The 15,620-nt window shown below is 59.4% G+C and carries 14 protein-coding genes; 5 read left to right on the top strand and 9 right to left on the bottom strand.

What is annotated here, in order from left to right; all coding sequences use genetic code 11:
* Positions 1–15: 15 nt before the first annotated feature.
* The 6 genes from QRN48_RS19850 to QRN48_RS19875 all read right to left on the bottom strand — a co-directional run bounded on the left by QRN48_RS19850 (position 16) and on the right by QRN48_RS19875 (position 5,159).
* Entirely contained in the window at positions 16–636 is a 621-nt protein-coding gene (locus tag QRN48_RS19850; protein WP_285352630.1) for a hypothetical protein, read from the bottom strand.
* Positions 637–748: 112 nt separating this feature from the next.
* Positions 749–1,891, bottom strand: a complete 1,143-nt coding sequence (locus QRN48_RS19855; protein WP_285352632.1) for an OpgC domain-containing protein — start codon at positions 1,889–1,891, stop codon at positions 749–751.
* A gap of 169 nt (positions 1,892–2,060) precedes the next feature.
* Positions 2,061–2,465, bottom strand: coding sequence for a SufE family protein (locus QRN48_RS19860; protein ID WP_285352634.1), 405 nt, complete (start codon positions 2,463–2,465; stop codon positions 2,061–2,063).
* Positions 2,462–3,667, bottom strand: a complete 1,206-nt coding sequence (locus QRN48_RS19865; protein ID WP_285352636.1) for an aminotransferase class V-fold PLP-dependent enzyme — start codon at positions 3,665–3,667, stop codon at positions 2,462–2,464. Before QRN48_RS19865 ends, QRN48_RS19860 begins: the two co-directional genes overlap by 4 nt.
* A 63-nt stretch (positions 3,668–3,730) precedes the next feature.
* Positions 3,731–4,765 carry a 2,3,4,5-tetrahydropyridine-2,6-dicarboxylate N-succinyltransferase gene (gene dapD / locus QRN48_RS19870; protein ID WP_191943065.1) on the bottom strand — a complete coding sequence of 345 codons (1,035 nt, stop codon included), beginning with the start codon at positions 4,763–4,765 and terminating at the stop codon, positions 3,731–3,733.
* A gap of 31 nt (positions 4,766–4,796) precedes the next feature.
* A complete protein-coding gene (locus QRN48_RS19875; RefSeq protein ID WP_037014277.1) occupies positions 4,797–5,159 on the bottom strand; it encodes an ArsC family reductase in 363 nt (120 codons plus the stop codon).
* A gap of 250 nt (positions 5,160–5,409) precedes the next feature.
* On the opposite strand from QRN48_RS19875, the gene QRN48_RS19880 reads away from it, so the two are divergent.
* The gene (locus tag QRN48_RS19880) at positions 5,410–7,056 is read left to right on the top strand and encodes a Na+/H+ antiporter (protein WP_285352639.1); all 1,647 of its coding nucleotides are present in this window, start codon (positions 5,410–5,412) and stop codon (positions 7,054–7,056) included.
* A gap of 47 nt (positions 7,057–7,103) precedes the next feature.
* Here the strand turns inward: QRN48_RS19880 and dapC are convergent, their stop codons facing one another.
* The 3 genes from dapC to map all read right to left on the bottom strand — a co-directional run bounded on the left by dapC (position 7,104) and on the right by map (position 11,956).
* Positions 7,104–8,300, bottom strand: a complete 1,197-nt coding sequence (gene dapC, locus QRN48_RS19885) for a succinyldiaminopimelate transaminase (RefSeq protein WP_285352641.1) — start codon at positions 8,298–8,300, stop codon at positions 7,104–7,106.
* 96 nt (positions 8,301–8,396) lie between these two features.
* Positions 8,397–11,096: a [protein-PII] uridylyltransferase gene (locus QRN48_RS19890; protein ID WP_191944940.1), complete on the bottom strand. Its 2,700-nt coding sequence runs from the start codon at positions 11,094–11,096 to the stop codon at positions 8,397–8,399.
* A gap of 77 nt (positions 11,097–11,173) precedes the next feature.
* Positions 11,174–11,956 (bottom strand): type I methionyl aminopeptidase, encoded by a 783-nt coding sequence (gene map, locus QRN48_RS19895; protein WP_037014265.1) that lies wholly within the window; start codon positions 11,954–11,956, stop codon positions 11,174–11,176.
* 339 nt (positions 11,957–12,295) lie between these two features.
* Between map and rpsB the strand changes: the two genes are divergently transcribed.
* The 4 genes from rpsB to frr all read left to right on the top strand — a co-directional run bounded on the left by rpsB (position 12,296) and on the right by frr (position 15,606).
* A complete protein-coding gene (rpsB, locus tag QRN48_RS19900) occupies positions 12,296–13,036 on the top strand; it encodes a 30S ribosomal protein S2 (protein ID WP_037014262.1) in 741 nt (246 codons plus the stop codon).
* A gap of 187 nt (positions 13,037–13,223) precedes the next feature.
* Positions 13,224–14,087 (top strand): translation elongation factor Ts, encoded by an 864-nt coding sequence (tsf, locus tag QRN48_RS19905; protein ID WP_037014259.1) that lies wholly within the window; start codon positions 13,224–13,226, stop codon positions 14,085–14,087.
* A gap of 221 nt (positions 14,088–14,308) precedes the next feature.
* The gene (pyrH, locus tag QRN48_RS19910) at positions 14,309–15,052 is read left to right on the top strand and encodes a UMP kinase (protein ID WP_037014256.1); all 744 of its coding nucleotides are present in this window, start codon (positions 14,309–14,311) and stop codon (positions 15,050–15,052) included.
* On the top strand, positions 15,049–15,606 hold the full coding sequence (gene frr, locus QRN48_RS19915) for a ribosome recycling factor (protein ID WP_037014252.1): 558 nt from the start codon (positions 15,049–15,051) through the stop codon (positions 15,604–15,606). The genes pyrH and frr overlap by 4 nt, the downstream gene beginning before the upstream one ends.
* Positions 15,607–15,620: the final 14 nt, after the last annotated feature.

Consider the following 15,620-nt stretch of genomic DNA (forward strand, 5'->3'; position numbering starts at 1 on the left):
GCATATGTCCTTATTTCAGATGCGCTCTGAGATAAAAGGCGTCCTTTTTTCGCCTCTCTCAGAGATTTGATTTTTCCACGTTTGCTGCATGTTGTCGCTTTCCAGTATTCGTCCATAGTCAATCAGGCGGGCCAGGTCTTTAACTTCCAGCTTGTAGCCGGCGGTAAATCCCGTTTTGTCATATTTTGTCAACAGTACAGAAGCCTCGAAATGGTCTGTCAGGTGACCTTTCAAGCCGCGATGATTAAGTCGCTCAGCCAGCCATGTCTTTTCTTCGCCGGACAAACTTCCGTGGGTGTCAATTATTTGAATGCTTCCAGTAACGTCCAGACCGAAGCTGAAGTCTTTCCCAGCCAGTTCGGGCCTTAGTTTGGAAAGCTCATTTTTAAATGAGGTATAGGCAACCTTGGCGAGCTCAAGCGCAAGACTGGCCTCCACCTGTTTGACAGCTAGGTAGGCGGCCATACTTTCTATCCCCTTCATATTCGGCTCGGCAAGCCACGGTTGTTCCTCCTCCACGGCAACGGCGCGTGGCGGGCTGTCCTGGCTGCCCGGTGTTTCGTCTGCCTGCTTTAGCGGTATCGAGTTTCTGGCGGGTGCCAAAGTCACGTGCTGCATCAGAGTCTGTATGTCCATTTTTTCCTCCACTGATTTATCCACTCTCTCGCGTAACGGCAGTCTGCGAAAAAGCTTTGCCTGATAAAGCAGTAGGAAATTTCCGAAGATCAATCCCCGTGAGAAGCCGTTCTCAAACCTTCGCCACCTGCACCCCTTTCGGGCTCCCCAGGCGCTTGTTCAATTCCAGCCAGTTCGATAACAGCAGCATCAGTCCCACGCCCAGCAGCGCGGTGATCACACGCATTTGCCAGCCGTCATCGGCCAGGGCGTTGGCCATGTCGGCGAGCGGGGCGAGGAGCACGCCCAGGCAGAAGATCTCCAGGGAGTACCGTCCCATCCGACACGTCTGCTGGACGGGCCAGTTGTCCAGCCAAGTCACCGACGCGGGCCGTAATTTCGCGACTACGTAGACGAGTGCGATGAAGTGCAGCAGCCGCAGCGGAGAGAGGTCGGTCTTGCTGATCGGGTAGATCAAGTCGGTGAGCACGGCAGGCAGGAGCGCGTCATGTACGTCAGGAAACTTCCACAGGAATGTGATGAATCCAGTCACCAGCAGGTAAGCGGCTGCGACGAGAAACAGAGGCTGTTGCCAGAGCAGACGAGCGGGCACCGTCGCGGCCGTCTCACGCTGGGTGTGTACGGCGAATGCGCCGCCGAGTACGAATATGAGCTGCCACGCCACCGGGTTGAAGTACCAGTAGCCTCCGCCTTCGTAGGCGCGAAGATTCCAGCCGAGCAGTGGCACCATCATGTACAGCGTGACGGAGAGGCCGATGGCCAGCGCCACGCTACGCAGCATGATCGGCAGAATCAGCGGCAGTGCCCCCATCAGCAAAATGTAAAGCGGCAGCGGGTCCGTCAGGTTGGGTTTGAAGCGCAGCAACAATTCGTCGGCCAGCGCCTGCTGCGGATTGCCCACGAAATACTCAAGGCCCATCTCGCGCACCATGTCCCGGGTCTCGACGTGGTTATTAGCGACAAAGACGATGCCCATCAGCAGGGTCAGCAAGAAGATGTGCGCAACGTACAGCGCCCAGGTGCGCCGCAAAATGCGCAGGCAGGCCACGACGTAACCGTCGCGTTGCGCCACACGACCGTAGGCTAGGACGGCGGCGTAGCCTGCGAGAAACACAAACACCTCGGCGGCGTCACTGAACCCAAAATTGCGCAGCGTCAATTGCGCGAAGGGGTTATCCGGCACGTGATCCCAAAAAATGAAGATCAGCGCCAGCCCGCGAAAGAAATCGATCCGGTGGTCGCGTCCGTTCGTCATGACGGTTGCCTTGCAGAGGTGTTTTAAGAAGAGAGGCCAATCATGGCCGTGGTTCCACGCCGGCAGCAGGGGCTGATCGGCGGCGCGCAGGGTGGCGGGTTTGCCAGGTAAATGCAAAGGATGGATGTTGCAGAATGTCTCGACAGGGTGGGGTGGTTGCGTCGGAAATCTACCCTGCCATGTGCCGCATTTTCTGCAGCACTGCGTTCAGCCCGTTGCTGCGAGAGGGCGACAGCTGGCGACTCAATCCCAGCTGGGTAAACCAGTCAGTCAGGTCTACTTCCTGCAACGCATGCGCAGGCAGGCCGTTGACGCGCGCCAGCAGCAGCGCCACCAGACCGCGGATCAAGCGTGCGTCGCTGGCGGCCCGGAAGTGCCAGTGGCCGTCACTCAGCTCGCCGGCCAGCCAGACTTTGCTCTCGCAGCCGTCCACCCGATGCGCGTCGGTTTTCTCTTCGTCGCGCATGGCCGGTAGACGCTCGCCCCATTGCATCAGCAAGCGCGCTCTTTGCTCCCAGCTCAGCGACGTGTTGAAGGTCTCCAGCGCGGTTTGTGCGTCGCTTGGCAACGTCATCGCAAAAGCTCCAGCGCTTGATCCAGTGCGGTGAGAAATCGCTCCAGGTCGTCGGAATCGTTGTACAGCGCCAGTGATACGCGAGTTGCCCCGGACAGTTCCAGCCCGCTGATCAGCGGGATGGCGCAGTGGTGCCCGGCGCGCACGGCGATGCCTTGCTCGGTCAGCAGGTGCGCAAGGTCGGCGTTGTGCACGCCCTCGACGACGAAGCTTGCCAGTGCCACTTGAGGATCACCCAGCAACCGCACGCCATCGCGGCGCATCAACCCGGCGCGAAGCCGCTCATGCAGGTGCGCTTCAAACGCCTCGACGGCTGAGGGGGTGAGGGCGTTGAGGTAATCCAGCGTCGCGCCCAGGCCAATGACCGCGCCGATGGCCGGCGTACCGGCTTCAAAGCCCAACGGTGCAGGGCGAAACGTCGCCGTCTGGTAGCCAGTGTGCAGGACCATCTCGCCGCCGAACTGCCAATGCTTCAGTTGCGCCAGCGCTTCGTTGCGGCCAAACAGCACGCCGACGCCGTCCGGGCCGTAGAGCTTGTGGCCTGAAAACACATAGAAGTCGCAACCGATCTGCTGAACGTCGTGCCGGCCATGGACGACACCTTGCGCACCGTCGATCACACTCAACGCGCCGTTGGCCCTGGCCAGCGCCACGAGGGGTTCGATCGGCTGCCAGGTGCCGAGCACGTTGGACAATTGGCTCACTGCCAGCAAGCGGGTCCGTGAGGTGATCAGCCCGGCAGCGACATCAATGTCGATCACTCCGCTGTCTGTGAGGGGCAGCACCACCAGCTTGAGGCCGCGACGCAACGCCAGCTGCTGCCACGGCAACAGGTTGGCGTGATGCTCGAGAGCGCTGACGACGATTTCATCACCCGCCTCGAAAAGATGCTCCAGCCCATACGCCAGAAGGTTGAACGCGGAGGTCGCGCCGTGGGTGAATACGATCTGACCCGCCGATCCGGCATTCAGCCATGTGGCCACCTTGCCCCTAGTACCCTCGAACGCCTGGGTTGCCATCGCCCCGGGCTGGTGCTGAGCGCGATGCACATTTGCGGCACCGTGGGCGTAGTAACCCACCATGGCATCAATGAGGGCTTGGGGTTTTTGTGCGGTAGCCGCGCTGTCGAGATAAGTCTGGCCTTGACGCTGCAGGGCAGCGATAGCCGGAAAATCAGCGCGCCAGGGGGAAATGAGGGGCATATCAGTCACGCTCGTTGGGGCGGGTTCGGTCCTGCTGAGCACCGAACCCGCACGCAGCATCGGTCAGTTGTGAGCGTGCAGCGCTTCGTTCAGCTCGATGGCCGACTTGTGGGATTTGCATTCCACCGCGCCGGTTTGCGAGTTGCGACGGAACAGCAGGTCCGGTTGCCCGGCCAGGTCACGCGCCTTGAGCACTTTGACCAGCTCGTTCTTTTCATCGAGCAGCGCAACTTTGGTGCCAGCCGTGATGTACAGCCCGGCCTCCACGGTGTTGCGATCGCCCAACGGAATACCGATACCGGCGTTCGCGCCGATCAGGCAGCCTTCACCGACCTTGATGACGATATTGCCGCCACCCGACAAGGTGCCCATGGTCGAGCAGCCGCCGCCCAGGTCAGAACCCTTGCCGACGAAAACGCCCGCAGAAACACGGCCTTCGATCATGCCAGGGCCTTCAGTGCCGCCGTTGAAATTGACGAAACCTTCGTGCATGACGGTGGTGCCTTCGCCGATGTAGGCACCCAGACGCACGCGCGCGGTATCGGCAATGCGCACGCCGGCCGGCACCACGTAGTCGGTCATCTTCGGGAATTTGTCGACCGAGAATACTTCCAACAGATGGCCTTTAAGGCGGGCTTCCAACTGGCGCTCGGCCAGTTCAGCGAGATCGATGGCGCCCTGGCTGGTCCAGGCGACGTTCGGCAACAGCGGGAACACGCCCGCCAGGCTCAGACCGTGGGGCTTGACCAGTCGATGCGACAGCAGATGCAGCTTGAGGTAGGCCTCAGGCGTGGACGTCAGCGCGGCGTCTTCCGCCAGCAGCGTGGCAACCAGCGGCTTGTGGCTTTCGGCCAGCCGGGTCAGCAAGGCGGCCTGGGTATCGTCGATACCTTTGAGGGCATTGGCCAGACGCGAGGACAGATCGGTATTGAAAGTGATGGCCTGGTTGCCACCGGTGTAACCCAGAATCGGCGCAACGGCGGCGACGATTTCAGCCGACGGGTTTAGCAGCGGCAGGGCGTAGAAAACTTCCAGCCAGGTGCCTTGGCGGTTTTGTGTGCCAACGCCAAAGGCCAGGCTGAACAGAGAAGTGGACATGCAGATACCTCGTTATTTAGGGCTATCTCAATCAGGCGATAGCCGCAGCGTACAGTTCGGGTTTGAAGCCAATCAGGGTTTTGTCGCCAAGGTCCAGCACCGGCCGTTTGATCATCGAAGGCTGAGCGAGCATCAGCTCGATGGCCTTGTCCTGGTCGAGGTCGGCTTTCTGCGCCTCGTCCAGTTTGCGGAAGGTCGTGCCGGCGCGGTTGAGGACCGTCTGCCAGCCGTGCTCGTTGCACCAGCGGGTCAGGTGCTCGCGGTCAATGCCTTGGGTTTTGTAATCGTGGAAATCGTAGTTCACCGGTTTTTCGTCAAGCCAGGTGCGGGCCTTTTTCATCGTGTCGCACGCCTTGATCCCAAACAGGTGCAACGTGTGGGTTTCCTTGGCCATGGGCCTGCTCCTTTCGGGACGGTTGAAAAAAACGGTGGAGGATTATGCCACGTACGCGCCTGCTAAGCGTGGCCGGCCGACGCTTTGTCTGCCGAGGGGCGCCGCCAGGTGCAAAGTGCGGCGAGGACGGCTGGGCATCTCCGCACGCGTGCGCCGAGTAGGGGTGGGTCGGTAAAAAGGGGCACTTTGAGCACTGCGTCGGGTCTGTTGCCGTTGTCAGTCATGTGTCAAAAGCCTGGAGAAACCCGCAATGCAAACAGCCTATACCGTCTTGATCCTGCTGACGCTGGTAGGGCTGTCGCGATTGCTGGCGCGGTTGATACCACTGCCGTTACCGCTGGTGCAGATCGCCGCGGGCGCTTTGCTCGCCTGGCCGACGCTGGGGTTGCACGTGGCGCTGGACCCCGAATTGTTTCTCTTTCTGTTCCTGCCGCCCTTGTTGTTTTCCGATGGCTGGCGCATGCCCAAACGCGACCTGTGGCGCTACCGTGGCGCGATCCTCACCCTGGCCATCGGGCTGGTGATCTTCACCGTGGTCGGTGCCGGTTACTTCATTCACTGGCTGTTGCCGTCCATTCCCTTGCCGGTGGCGTTCGCGCTGGCTGCGGTGCTGTCGCCGACTGACGCCGTGGCGGTTTCGGCCATCGCTCAGGATCGCCTGCCCGCGCCGATCATGCGCATGCTGCAGGGCGAGGCGCTGATGAATGACGCGACCGGCCTGGTCACCTTCAAGTTCGCGCTGGCGGCCGCCATTACCGGCGTGTTTTCCCTGACCGATGCGAGCCTGAATTTCGTGCTGGTCGCATGCGGCGGTCTGGCTGTGGGCGTCGCGCTCAGTTGGGTGGTGGGGCGCATGCGCAGCTGGATGATCACCCGGGGCTGGGACGATCCGGCGACCCACGTGGTGTTCATGTTGCTGCTGCCATTCGCGGCCTATGTGCTGGCTGAACGTCTTGAACTGTCCGGCATTCTGTCAGCGGTGGCCGCCGGGATGATGCAGAGTTGGGTCGATTTGCTGCCACGCCAGACCAGCACGCGATTGCTCAATCGCAGTGTGTGGACGCTCCTCGAATTTGCCTTCAACGGTCTGATCTTTTTACTGTTGGGCCTACAGCTGCCTGACATCATCACCGCCGTCACGCAACATCAAGCCACGCTGTGGCCCACCCTGTTGTGGCGCTGCCTTGATGTGCTGGCGATCTTCATCGTGCTGGCTGTGCTGCGTTACATCTGGGTGCAGAGTGTCTGGCGTCTGATGATCCAGATTCGCCGCTGGCGGGGCAGAGGTGATGGCACGCTCGACCTGTCCACCCGCGCCTCGTTGCTGTTGACCGTGGGCGGGGTTCGGGGAGCGGTAACGCTGGCAGGGACGTTATCGGTACCGATGCTCATCAGTGCCGGGATGGCATTTCCCGAACGCGATTTACTGATTTTCATCGCGGCCGGGGTCATCCTGCTGTCGCTGGTATCGGCCAGCATTGGTCTGCCGCTGCTGCTGCGTGGAATGGCCAGCGAGCCGGACTTGCGCCTCAATCGCGAAGTGCGCGATGCCTGGAAGCGCACGGCGCAGGCGGCGATTCAGACGCTGGAAAACGAAGCGATCCCGGCCGCGACGGATTCGACCGATGCGGCGCAGGCGGTACTCGCCATGGAAGTGAAGGCGCGGATCATGTCCGAATACCGTCACCGTCTGGAGATTTTCAACGACACCGCCGAAGCGCAGGCGCTGGCGTTTCAAATGGACCTGCTGGAAAAGCGCATGCGCTTGAATGCGCTACGAGCGCAGCGTCTGGAACTCTACAGCCTGCATCGCCATCACCAGATTGGCGACGACGTCCTGCGCAGGGTTTTAGCCGAACTTGATCTCAACGAGGCCAATCTAGGCGTGGCCCATTAAGGCAAGCGCGCACCGGGCCTGACAGAAAAAGGCCCGGTGCCTGATGCTTAGCGGCTCTTGATGAAGTCCCGAATCCGCTGCGCCGCCTCGATGCATTCTGCCAGCGGCGCAACCAGTGCCATGCGTACGCGCCCCGCGCCGGGGTTGAAGCCGTCCACCTCGCGGGACAAATATGAACCGGGCACGACCGTCACGTGTTCAGTGACGTAGAGATCCCGGCAGAAGGCCGCATCGTCAGGGCCGACGCTGGGCCATAGGTAGAACCCGCCGTCCGGACGTTGCACGTCCATGACCGGGCTCAGAATCTCCAGCACGGCGTCGAACTTCTCACGGTACAGCGTACGATTCGCGCGCACGTGTTCTTCATCGCTCCAGGCGGCAATGCTCGCCAGTTGCGTCTGCACCGGCATTGCGCAGCCATGGTAGGTGCGATAGAGCAAAAACGCCTTGAGGATATCGGCGTCGCCCGCCACGAAACCGGAACGCAGCCCCGGCAGATTCGAGCGCTTGGACAGGCTGTGGAACACCACGCAGCGCTTGAAATCCTCCCGACCCAGCTCGGCGCATGCGGTGAGCAAACCTGCCGGCGGCGTTGCTTCGTCAAAATACAGTTCGCTGTAACACTCGTCGGCGGCGATCACGAAGTCGTGCTTGTCGGCCAGAGCAATGAGCTTCTTCAAGGTTTCCAGCGGGATCAGCGCACCGGTCGGGTTGCCCGGCGAGCACAGGAACAGGATCTGACAACGGTCCCAGACATCGGCGCTGACGGCATCGAAATCCGGGTTGAAACCGTACTCGGCGAGGCACGGCAGATAGTGTGGGGTGGCACCCGCCAGAAACGCCGCGCCTTCATAGATCTGATAAAACGGGTTGGGGCTGACCACCAGGCCATTGTCGCTACGGTTAACGACGGTCTGGGTGAACGCAAACAGCGCCTCGCGGGTGCCGTTGACCGGCAGCACGTGACGGGTTGCATCCAGCCAGCCGGCAGGCACGTTGAAGCGACGTTCGCACCACTGGGCGATGGTTTCACGCAGCGCGGGGATACCCGCTGTCGTTGGGTAGACCGCCATTTGATCCAGATTATCGGCCAGCGCCTTGGCCACAAACTCCGGCGATTTATGCTTGGGTTCGCCAATCGACAGGGCGATGGGACGCTTGTCCGGATTGGGCGTGACGGCACCGAGCAGTGCGCGGAGTTTCTCGAAAGGGTAGGGCTGAAGCTGCTGCAGAGCGTTATTCATGTGCAATTCGTTCTCAAGGCTGGGCGCCCGCACTTCGTTGCTGAAGTGGCAAAGCTCCGTTGAATCAAGTCGTCAGGCCGGGCCGTGCGGGCCCGTTCAAATGCTGATGCGCAGTTCGCTTCCGGGCTCCGGGTTGACGCTGAGCTGCTCAATGATCTCGTCCTGCAGCCGTTTGCACAGCTGCGGATCGGACAGCGGCTGGTGATTCTCGTCGGTCAGGAAGAACACGTCCTCCACGCGCTCGCCCAGCGTTGCGATCTTGGCGTTCTGCAAGGACAGATCGAACTCCAGGAAAATCTTGCCCAGCCTCGCCAGCAGCCCCGGACGGTCCGGAGCACTGAGTTCAAGCACCGTGACAGGACGCTGCGCGTCATTGGAAATCGTCACCACCGGCGCAAAGGCAAAGTGCTTGAGCTGGCGCGGAACGCGGCGTTTGATGATGGTCGGGTAGTCATCAGGGTTGCGCAGTGCCTCGGCGAGGCCCTCACGAATCGCCTTGATACGCTCCGGATTTTCGCCAATCGATCCGCCTTCACTGTCCAGCACGATGTAGGTGTCAAGTGTGAACTGGCTGGTAGAGGTGATGACCCGGGCGTCGTGGATGTTCAGGTTCAACTGGTCCATCGCCGCCACCGTCACGGCGAAGAAGTCATGCTGATCCGGCGCATAGATGAAGATCTGCGTGCCGCCCTCGAATTCGCGCTGGGTGGTTTCCTTGATCAGGACCAGCGGCCCGCCATCGGCTGGCTGCTGCAAGATCGCATCACTGTGCCAGGCCACGTCGCCGGCGGTATGACGCAGGAAATAGTCATCGCCCAACTGCGACCACAGTTGTTCTACATCATCCGGATCGGTGCCGCTGCGCACCAGAATATCCAGCGCAGCGCTCTGTGTGCGACGAATCTGCTCTTCGCGATCGACAGGGTTCTCGAGCCCGCGCTTGAGTGCGCGCTTGGTCTCGGTGTACAGCTGCCGCAACAGGCTGGCCCGCCAGGAGTTCCACAACGTCGGATTGGTCGCGTTAATGTCGGCGATGGTCAGCACATACAGGTAGTCCAGGTGCACTTCATCGCCCACAAACTGGGCGAAATCGTGAATTACCTGTGGGTCGGACAAGTCTTTGCGCTGGGCGGTGGTCGACATGACGAGGTGGTTTTGCACCAGCCAGACGATCAACTGGGTGTCCCACTGCGGCAAACGATGGCGAACGCCAAACGCCTCGGCATCAACCGCGCCGAGTTCCGAATGATCGCCGCCGCGACCCTTGCCGATGTCGTGATACAAACCGGCCAGATAGATCAGCTCGGGCTTTGGCAGGCGGGCCATGAGCTTGCTGGCCAGCGGGAATTTTTCGGAGACTTGCGTGTACTGAAGCTTACGCAGGTGCTTGATCAGGTTCAGCGTGTGGGCATCAACGGTATAGATGTGGAACAGGTCGTGTTGCATCTGCCCGACGATGTGGCCGAACTCCGGCAGGTAAAGACCCAGGATGCCGTACCGGTTCATCCGCCGCAGATTGCGATGAATGCCGATCTCGCACTTGAACAACTCGATGAACAGACTGGTGTTGCGGATATCGTTGCGGAATTCGTCATTGATCAAGTAACGGTGTTCGCGCAGCAAGCGAATGGTGTCAGCTCGCACGCCTTTTATTTCCGGGCGCTGAGCCATCAGCACGAAAATCTCGAGCATCGCAAATGGCGTGCGAATGAAAACGTTCGGATGGGTTGCCTCGATGTAGCCGTCATGCAGCTGGAAACGCGAGTTGATCGTCTCGGTCACCGTGCCTTCATCGTCCGCCAGAATCACTTCTTCGAAGTGCTGAATGATCAGATCGCTAAGCTGCGCGATGCTCATGACCACCCGGTAATACTTCTGCATGAAGCGTTCAATGGCCAGCTTGGCATCACTGTCTTCGTAACCCAGCAAGCGCGCGATGCCGGTCTGGTAATCGAACAAAAGACGGTCTTCCGAACGCCCTGCCAGCATGTGCAGGGCATAGCGAACCTTCCAGAGAAACTCCTGGGATGACGCCAGCAACGCGTTTTCACTCTCCAGCAGAAAGCCTTCATCGGCCAGTGCGTGCAGGTTCAGCGTGCCGTACTGGCGACGCGCGACCCAGAGAATGGTCTGGATGTCGCGCAGGCCACCCGGCGAGCCTTTAACGTTGGGCTCAAGGTTGTATTCGGTGTCGAAATACTTGTGATGGCGGTTCTTCTGCTCGGCGCGTTTGGCCAGGAAGAACTCTTTGCTCGGCCACATCTCGCGGGTGCTGGTCACGGCAAGCATGCGCTGGCGGAGTCGTTCCGGGCCTGCAATCGTGCGGCTTTCCATCAGGTTGGTAATGACTGTCAGATCGGCCCGCGCCTCGGTGACGCATTCATCCACCGAGCGGACGCTTTGACCGACCTCCAGGCCGATATCCCACAGCAGCGTCAGAAAACGCTCGATGGAATCGCGGAAAACTTCATGATCGGCGCTGTCCAGCAGGATCAGCAGGTCGATGTCGGAGTAGGGGTGCAGTTCGCCTCGGCCGTACCCGCCCACTGCCAATAGAGCAATGTCGGCGTCTTCGCTCCAGTCGAACTGATCCCAGGCCTGTTGCAGGATGTTGTCGACGAACCAGGCCCGGTCCTCGATCAGCCTGCGGATCTCGCGGCCAGACTTGAAGCGACCGTCCAGCACCTCACGCGCCTGACGGATGGCTTTTTTGAAGGCGGGTATTGGGCTGGCCTTCAGTGCCAGCTCGGCCTGAAACTGGCCGCGATCAAACAAATCCGGGTCCACCTGCGGCATCGAACTGCTTTCCTTCTATCTATACCGATCGTGCGGCTGTACCGACATTGATCGACCGTGCCTTTAATCGGGCGCGATCAGGCCGAAGTGCGGGCGATGGTGTCATCGCTGCGCAGGGTGAAGATCTCATAGCCGGTCGCAGTCACCAGAATGGTGTGCTCCCATTGCGCCGAGAGCTTGCGGTCCTTGGTGATGGCTGTCCAGCCGTCGCCCAGCAATCGAGTGTCCGCTTTACCCTGGTTGATCATCGGCTCGATGGTGAAGGTCATGCCCTCTTTGAGCTCCATGCCGTCGCCCGCCTTGCCGTAATGCAGAATCTGCGGCTCTTCATGGAAAACCTTGCCGATACCGTGGCCACAGTATTCGCGCACCACAGAAAAGCCGCTTTTTTCGGCGTGCTTCTGGATCACTTCGCCGATGTCGCCAAGGCGTGCGCCGGGTTTGACCACCTCAATGCCTTTATAAAGGCATTCCTGCGTGACGCGCGACAGGCGCTCGGCCCATTCAGGCACTTTGCCGACATGAAACATTTTGCTGGTGTCGCCGTGGTAGCCATCTTTGATGACCGTCACGTCTATGTTCAGCACGTCGCCTTCTTTCAGCGGCTTCTCGTTGGGAATGCCGTGGCAGACGACGTGATTGATCGACGTGCAGATGGATTTCGGGAAACCCTTGTAATTGAGCGGTGCGGGAATGGCTTTTTGCTCGTTGACGATGTAGTCGTGGCAGAGGCGGTCCAGCTCGTCAGTCGTCACACCGGGCTTTACGTGGGCGCCGATCATTTCCAGCACCTCGGCAGCCAGGCGGCCGGCGATTCGCATCTTTTCGATGTCTTCAGGGGTTTTCAGTGTCACGGTCATTAAAGGAAGCTCTCTCGGCGCGGCAAGGCCACGGCTTGATACGGAAAAAACGTGATTCTACCAGACCGTCGTCAGGCGGGTTATCATCGCGTCCCCCATTGAGGCAGGCGGCGACATCCACTGCGTTCGTCGGAGGGCAAAAGCATCGGCAAAACGGCCTCTTATTTCGAGTTTCGTTATCCAGACTTTTGTGATATAAAATGCGCCGCTTTACGGGGTCTGCCCCGCGAGCACTAACCCACACACGTGTCGACACGATGACCTGGGTGCCTTCGGCTCAAGCCGCTGGTTGGTCATTGGGATACGTGGAGGCCTAACCCGACTTATCAAGGAACTATCATGTCCCAAGTCAACATGCGCGATATGCTGAAGGCCGGTGTGCACTTCGGTCACCAGACCCGTTACTGGAACCCGAAAATGGGTAAATACATTTTCGGCGCGCGTAACAAAATCCACATTATCAACCTTGAAAAAACCCTGCCTATGTTCAACGAAGCACTGACTTTCGTTGAGCGCCTGGCCCAGGGCAAAAACAAGATCCTGTTCGTCGGCACCAAGCGTTCCGCTGGCAAGATAGTTGCTGAAGAAGCAGCACGTTGCGGTTCGCCGTACGTCGATCACCGCTGGTTGGGCGGCATGCTGACCAACTTCAAGACCATCCGCGCTTCCATCAAGCGTCTGCGTGATCTTGAAATCCAGGCAGAAGACGGCACGTTCACCAAGCTGACCAAGAAAGAGGCGCTGATGCGCACTCGCGATCTGGAAAAGCTGGATCGCAGCCTGGGTGGTATCAAGGACATGGGCGGTCTGCCAGACGCTCTGTTCGTTATCGACGTTGATCACGAGCGCATCGCGATCACCGAAGCCAACAAGCTGGGTATCCCGGTCATCGGCGTTGTCGACACCAACAGCAGCCCTGAAGGCGTTGACTACATCATCCCGGGCAACGATGACGCAATCCGCGCCATCCAGCTGTACATGGGTTCGATGGCTGACGCTGTGATCCGTGGTCGCAACAACAATGCTGGCGGCACCGACGTTTACGCTGAAGAAGCTCCAGCGGCAACTGTTGAAGGCTGAGTAGCTAACGCCTGGCGTTGACTCAGTAAGCAAAAAGGGGGCTTGGCCCCCTTTTTGCCACCTCGAAAACCATCTGACGTTGCCATCGACCTTATTGTCATGCGCAGCAGTCACCATGGTTTTTCAAGAATTTGAGCGCCCGCAACGCGGGTGGAATGGTTGAAGACCCGTCCAAGAGGATTTTGAAATGGCAGAGATTACTGCAGCGTTGGTCAAAGAACTGCGCGAGCGTACCGGCGAAGGCATGATGGATTGCAAAAAGGCCTTGACCAAGGCTGGCGGCGACATCGAAAAAGCCATCGACGATATGCGTGCTTCGGGCGCAATCAAGGCAGCCAAAAAAGCAGGCAACGTTGCTGCTGAAGGCGCAATCGCCATCAAGGACGACGGCAAAGCCGCGGTCCTGATCGAAGTCAACTCCCAGACCGATTTCCTGGCTCTGCAGGACGACTTCAAGGCATTCGTCGCCAAGAGCGTCGAGAAAGCGTTTGCCGACAAGCTGACCACCGTTGAGCCTCTGGTTGAAGCGCAAGAAGCTGATCGTCTGGTTCTGGTCGGCAAGGTTGGCGAGAACGTCAACATCCGTCGTCTGGCCCGTATCGAAGGCGACGTACTGGGTTCGTACCTGCACGGCAACAAGATTGGCGTGGTTGTAGTGCTCAAGGGCGGCAACGCCGAGCTGGCGAAAGACATCGCCATGCACGTCGCGGCTACCAACCCTGAGTTCCTGCTGCCATCGGACGTTTCGCCAGAAGCGATCGAGCGCGAGAAGAACGTCTTCCTGCAACTGAACGAAGACAAGCTGAAAGGCAAGCCTGCTGAAATCGCCGAGAAGATGGTTGGCGGTCGTATCGCCAAGTTCCTGGCTGAAGCCAGCCTGGTCGAGCAGCCTTTCGTCAAGAACCCGGAAGTCAAGGTCGGTGAACTGGCGAAGAAAGCCGGCGCTGAAATCGTTTCTTTCACCTACTTCAAAGTAGGCGAAGGCATCGAGAAGCCAGTCGACAACTTCGCTGAAGAAGTCGCTGCTCAAGTAGCCGCAAGCAAGCAATAAGACAGTTCTCCAACTGTCGCCCCGAAGAGGCTGCCCGCTAACGCGCGCAGCCTCTTTGTCAAAGCGGCAGGCGGAATTGCAATTGCTGTACAGAATTTGTTTTTGCAGGGATTCGGGCCGACGAGCTGCAATTCCCTGAAGCAGTAACCTAGAGTTGACGCAGGTCGGAAGCGGCCCGCAATTCGAACGATTTTTTTTAAACGCCGCAGGAGAGATTCGCAATGGCTCAGCAGGGCAGTGGCTATCAAGCTCGCTATAAACGCATTCTACTCAAGCTCAGCGGCGAGGCCCTCATGGGGTCGGAAGAGTTCGGCATTGATCCCAAGGTGCTGGATCGCATGGCGCTGGAGGTTGGTCAGCTGGTTGGTATCGGCGTACAGGTCGGTCTGGTGATCGGCGGCGGCAACCTGTTTCGCGGCGCCGCGCTCAGCGCAGCCGGGATGGACCGGGTTACCGGTGACCACATGGGCATGCTTGCAACGGTGATGAACGCATTGGCGATGCGCGATGCCCTTGAGCGCGCCAATATCTCGGCCATCGTTATGTCTGCCATCTCCATGGTGGGCGTGACCGATCACTACGATCGTCGCAAGGCGATGCGTCACCTGAACGCAAAAGAAGTGGTGATCTTCGCCGCCGGTACCGGCAATCCGTTCTTCACCACCGATTCGGCGGCGTGCCTGCGCGCGATCGAGATCGACGCTGACGTCGTGCTGAAAGCAACCAAGGTCGATGGTGTGTACACTGCCGATCCATTCAAGGACCCGCATGCCGAGAAGTTCGATCGTCTGACTTACGACGAAGTGCTGGATCGCAAGCTGGGTGTAATGGATCTGACAGCCATCTGTCTGTGTCGTGACCACAAGATGCCACTGCGTGTCTTCAATATGAACAAGCCCGGCGCCCTGCTGAACATCGTGCATGGCGGCGCGGAAGGTACTTTGATCGAGGAAGGCGAACAATGATCAACGAAATCAAGAAAGACGCTCAAGCGCGCATGCAAAAATCCCTTGAGTCTCTGGCTCATGCATTCGGCCAGATCCGTACAGGCAAGGCGCACCCAAGCATTCTGGGCAGCGTCATGGTGCCGTACTACGGTTCCGACACGCCGTTGAGCGGCGTTGCCAACGTGACCGTCAAAGACTCCCGTACGCTGCAGGTCGTGGCGTTCGAGCGCAACATGCTCTCGGCTGTCGACAAGGCGATTCAGAGCGCGGGTCTGAACCTCAACCCGACCAACCTCGGCGAGATGTTGCTGATTTCCATGCCTGCGCTGACGGAAGAAACCCGTAAAGGTTTCACCAAGCAGGCTCGCAGCGCCGCAGAAGACGCCCGGGTCGCCGTGCGCAACATCCGTCGCGATGCGTTGGGTGAGTTGAAGAAGCTGGTCAAGGACAAGGAAATCAGCGAAGACGAGGAGCGTCGCGCTTCCGCCGATATCCAGAAGCTGACGGATAAGGCCGAGGCTGATATCGACGCCGCGACCAAGTCAAAAGAAGCGGACCTGATGGCCGTTTAAAGGCCGGGAAGCTT

The sequence above is a fragment of the Pseudomonas sp. ME-P-057 genome, assembly GCF_030208975.1.
Taxonomy (GTDB): Bacteria; Pseudomonadota; Gammaproteobacteria; order Pseudomonadales; family Pseudomonadaceae; genus Aquipseudomonas; species Aquipseudomonas lutea.

Coding starts and splice junctions, on each gene's coding strand:
- pyrH (WP_037014256.1), top strand. CDS start 14,309: ATGGCTCAGCAGGGCAGTGGCTATCAAGCTCGCTATAAACGCATTCTA.
- dapD (WP_191943065.1), bottom strand. CDS start 4,765: ATGTCCACTTCTCTGTTCAGCCTGGCCTTTGGCGTTGGCACACAAAAC.
- QRN48_RS19860 (WP_285352634.1), bottom strand. CDS start 2,465: ATGACGTTGCCAAGCGACGCACAAACCGCGCTGGAGACCTTCAACACG.
- map (WP_037014265.1), bottom strand. CDS start 11,956: ATGACCGTGACACTGAAAACCCCTGAAGACATCGAAAAGATGCGAATC.
- frr (WP_037014252.1), top strand. CDS start 15,049: ATGATCAACGAAATCAAGAAAGACGCTCAAGCGCGCATGCAAAAATCC.
- QRN48_RS19865 (WP_285352636.1), bottom strand. CDS start 3,667: ATGCCCCTCATTTCCCCCTGGCGCGCTGATTTTCCGGCTATCGCTGCC.
- dapC (WP_285352641.1), bottom strand. CDS start 8,300: ATGAATAACGCTCTGCAGCAGCTTCAGCCCTACCCTTTCGAGAAACTC.
- QRN48_RS19890 (WP_191944940.1), bottom strand. CDS start 11,096: ATGCCGCAGGTGGACCCGGATTTGTTTGATCGCGGCCAGTTTCAGGCC.
- rpsB (WP_037014262.1), top strand. CDS start 12,296: ATGTCCCAAGTCAACATGCGCGATATGCTGAAGGCCGGTGTGCACTTC.
- QRN48_RS19875 (WP_037014277.1), bottom strand. CDS start 5,159: ATGGCCAAGGAAACCCACACGTTGCACCTGTTTGGGATCAAGGCGTGC.
- tsf (WP_037014259.1), top strand. CDS start 13,224: ATGGCAGAGATTACTGCAGCGTTGGTCAAAGAACTGCGCGAGCGTACC.
- QRN48_RS19855 (WP_285352632.1), bottom strand. CDS start 1,891: ATGACGAACGGACGCGACCACCGGATCGATTTCTTTCGCGGGCTGGCG.
- QRN48_RS19850 (WP_285352630.1), bottom strand. CDS start 636: ATGGACATACAGACTCTGATGCAGCACGTGACTTTGGCACCCGCCAGA.
- QRN48_RS19880 (WP_285352639.1), top strand. CDS start 5,410: ATGCAAACAGCCTATACCGTCTTGATCCTGCTGACGCTGGTAGGGCTG.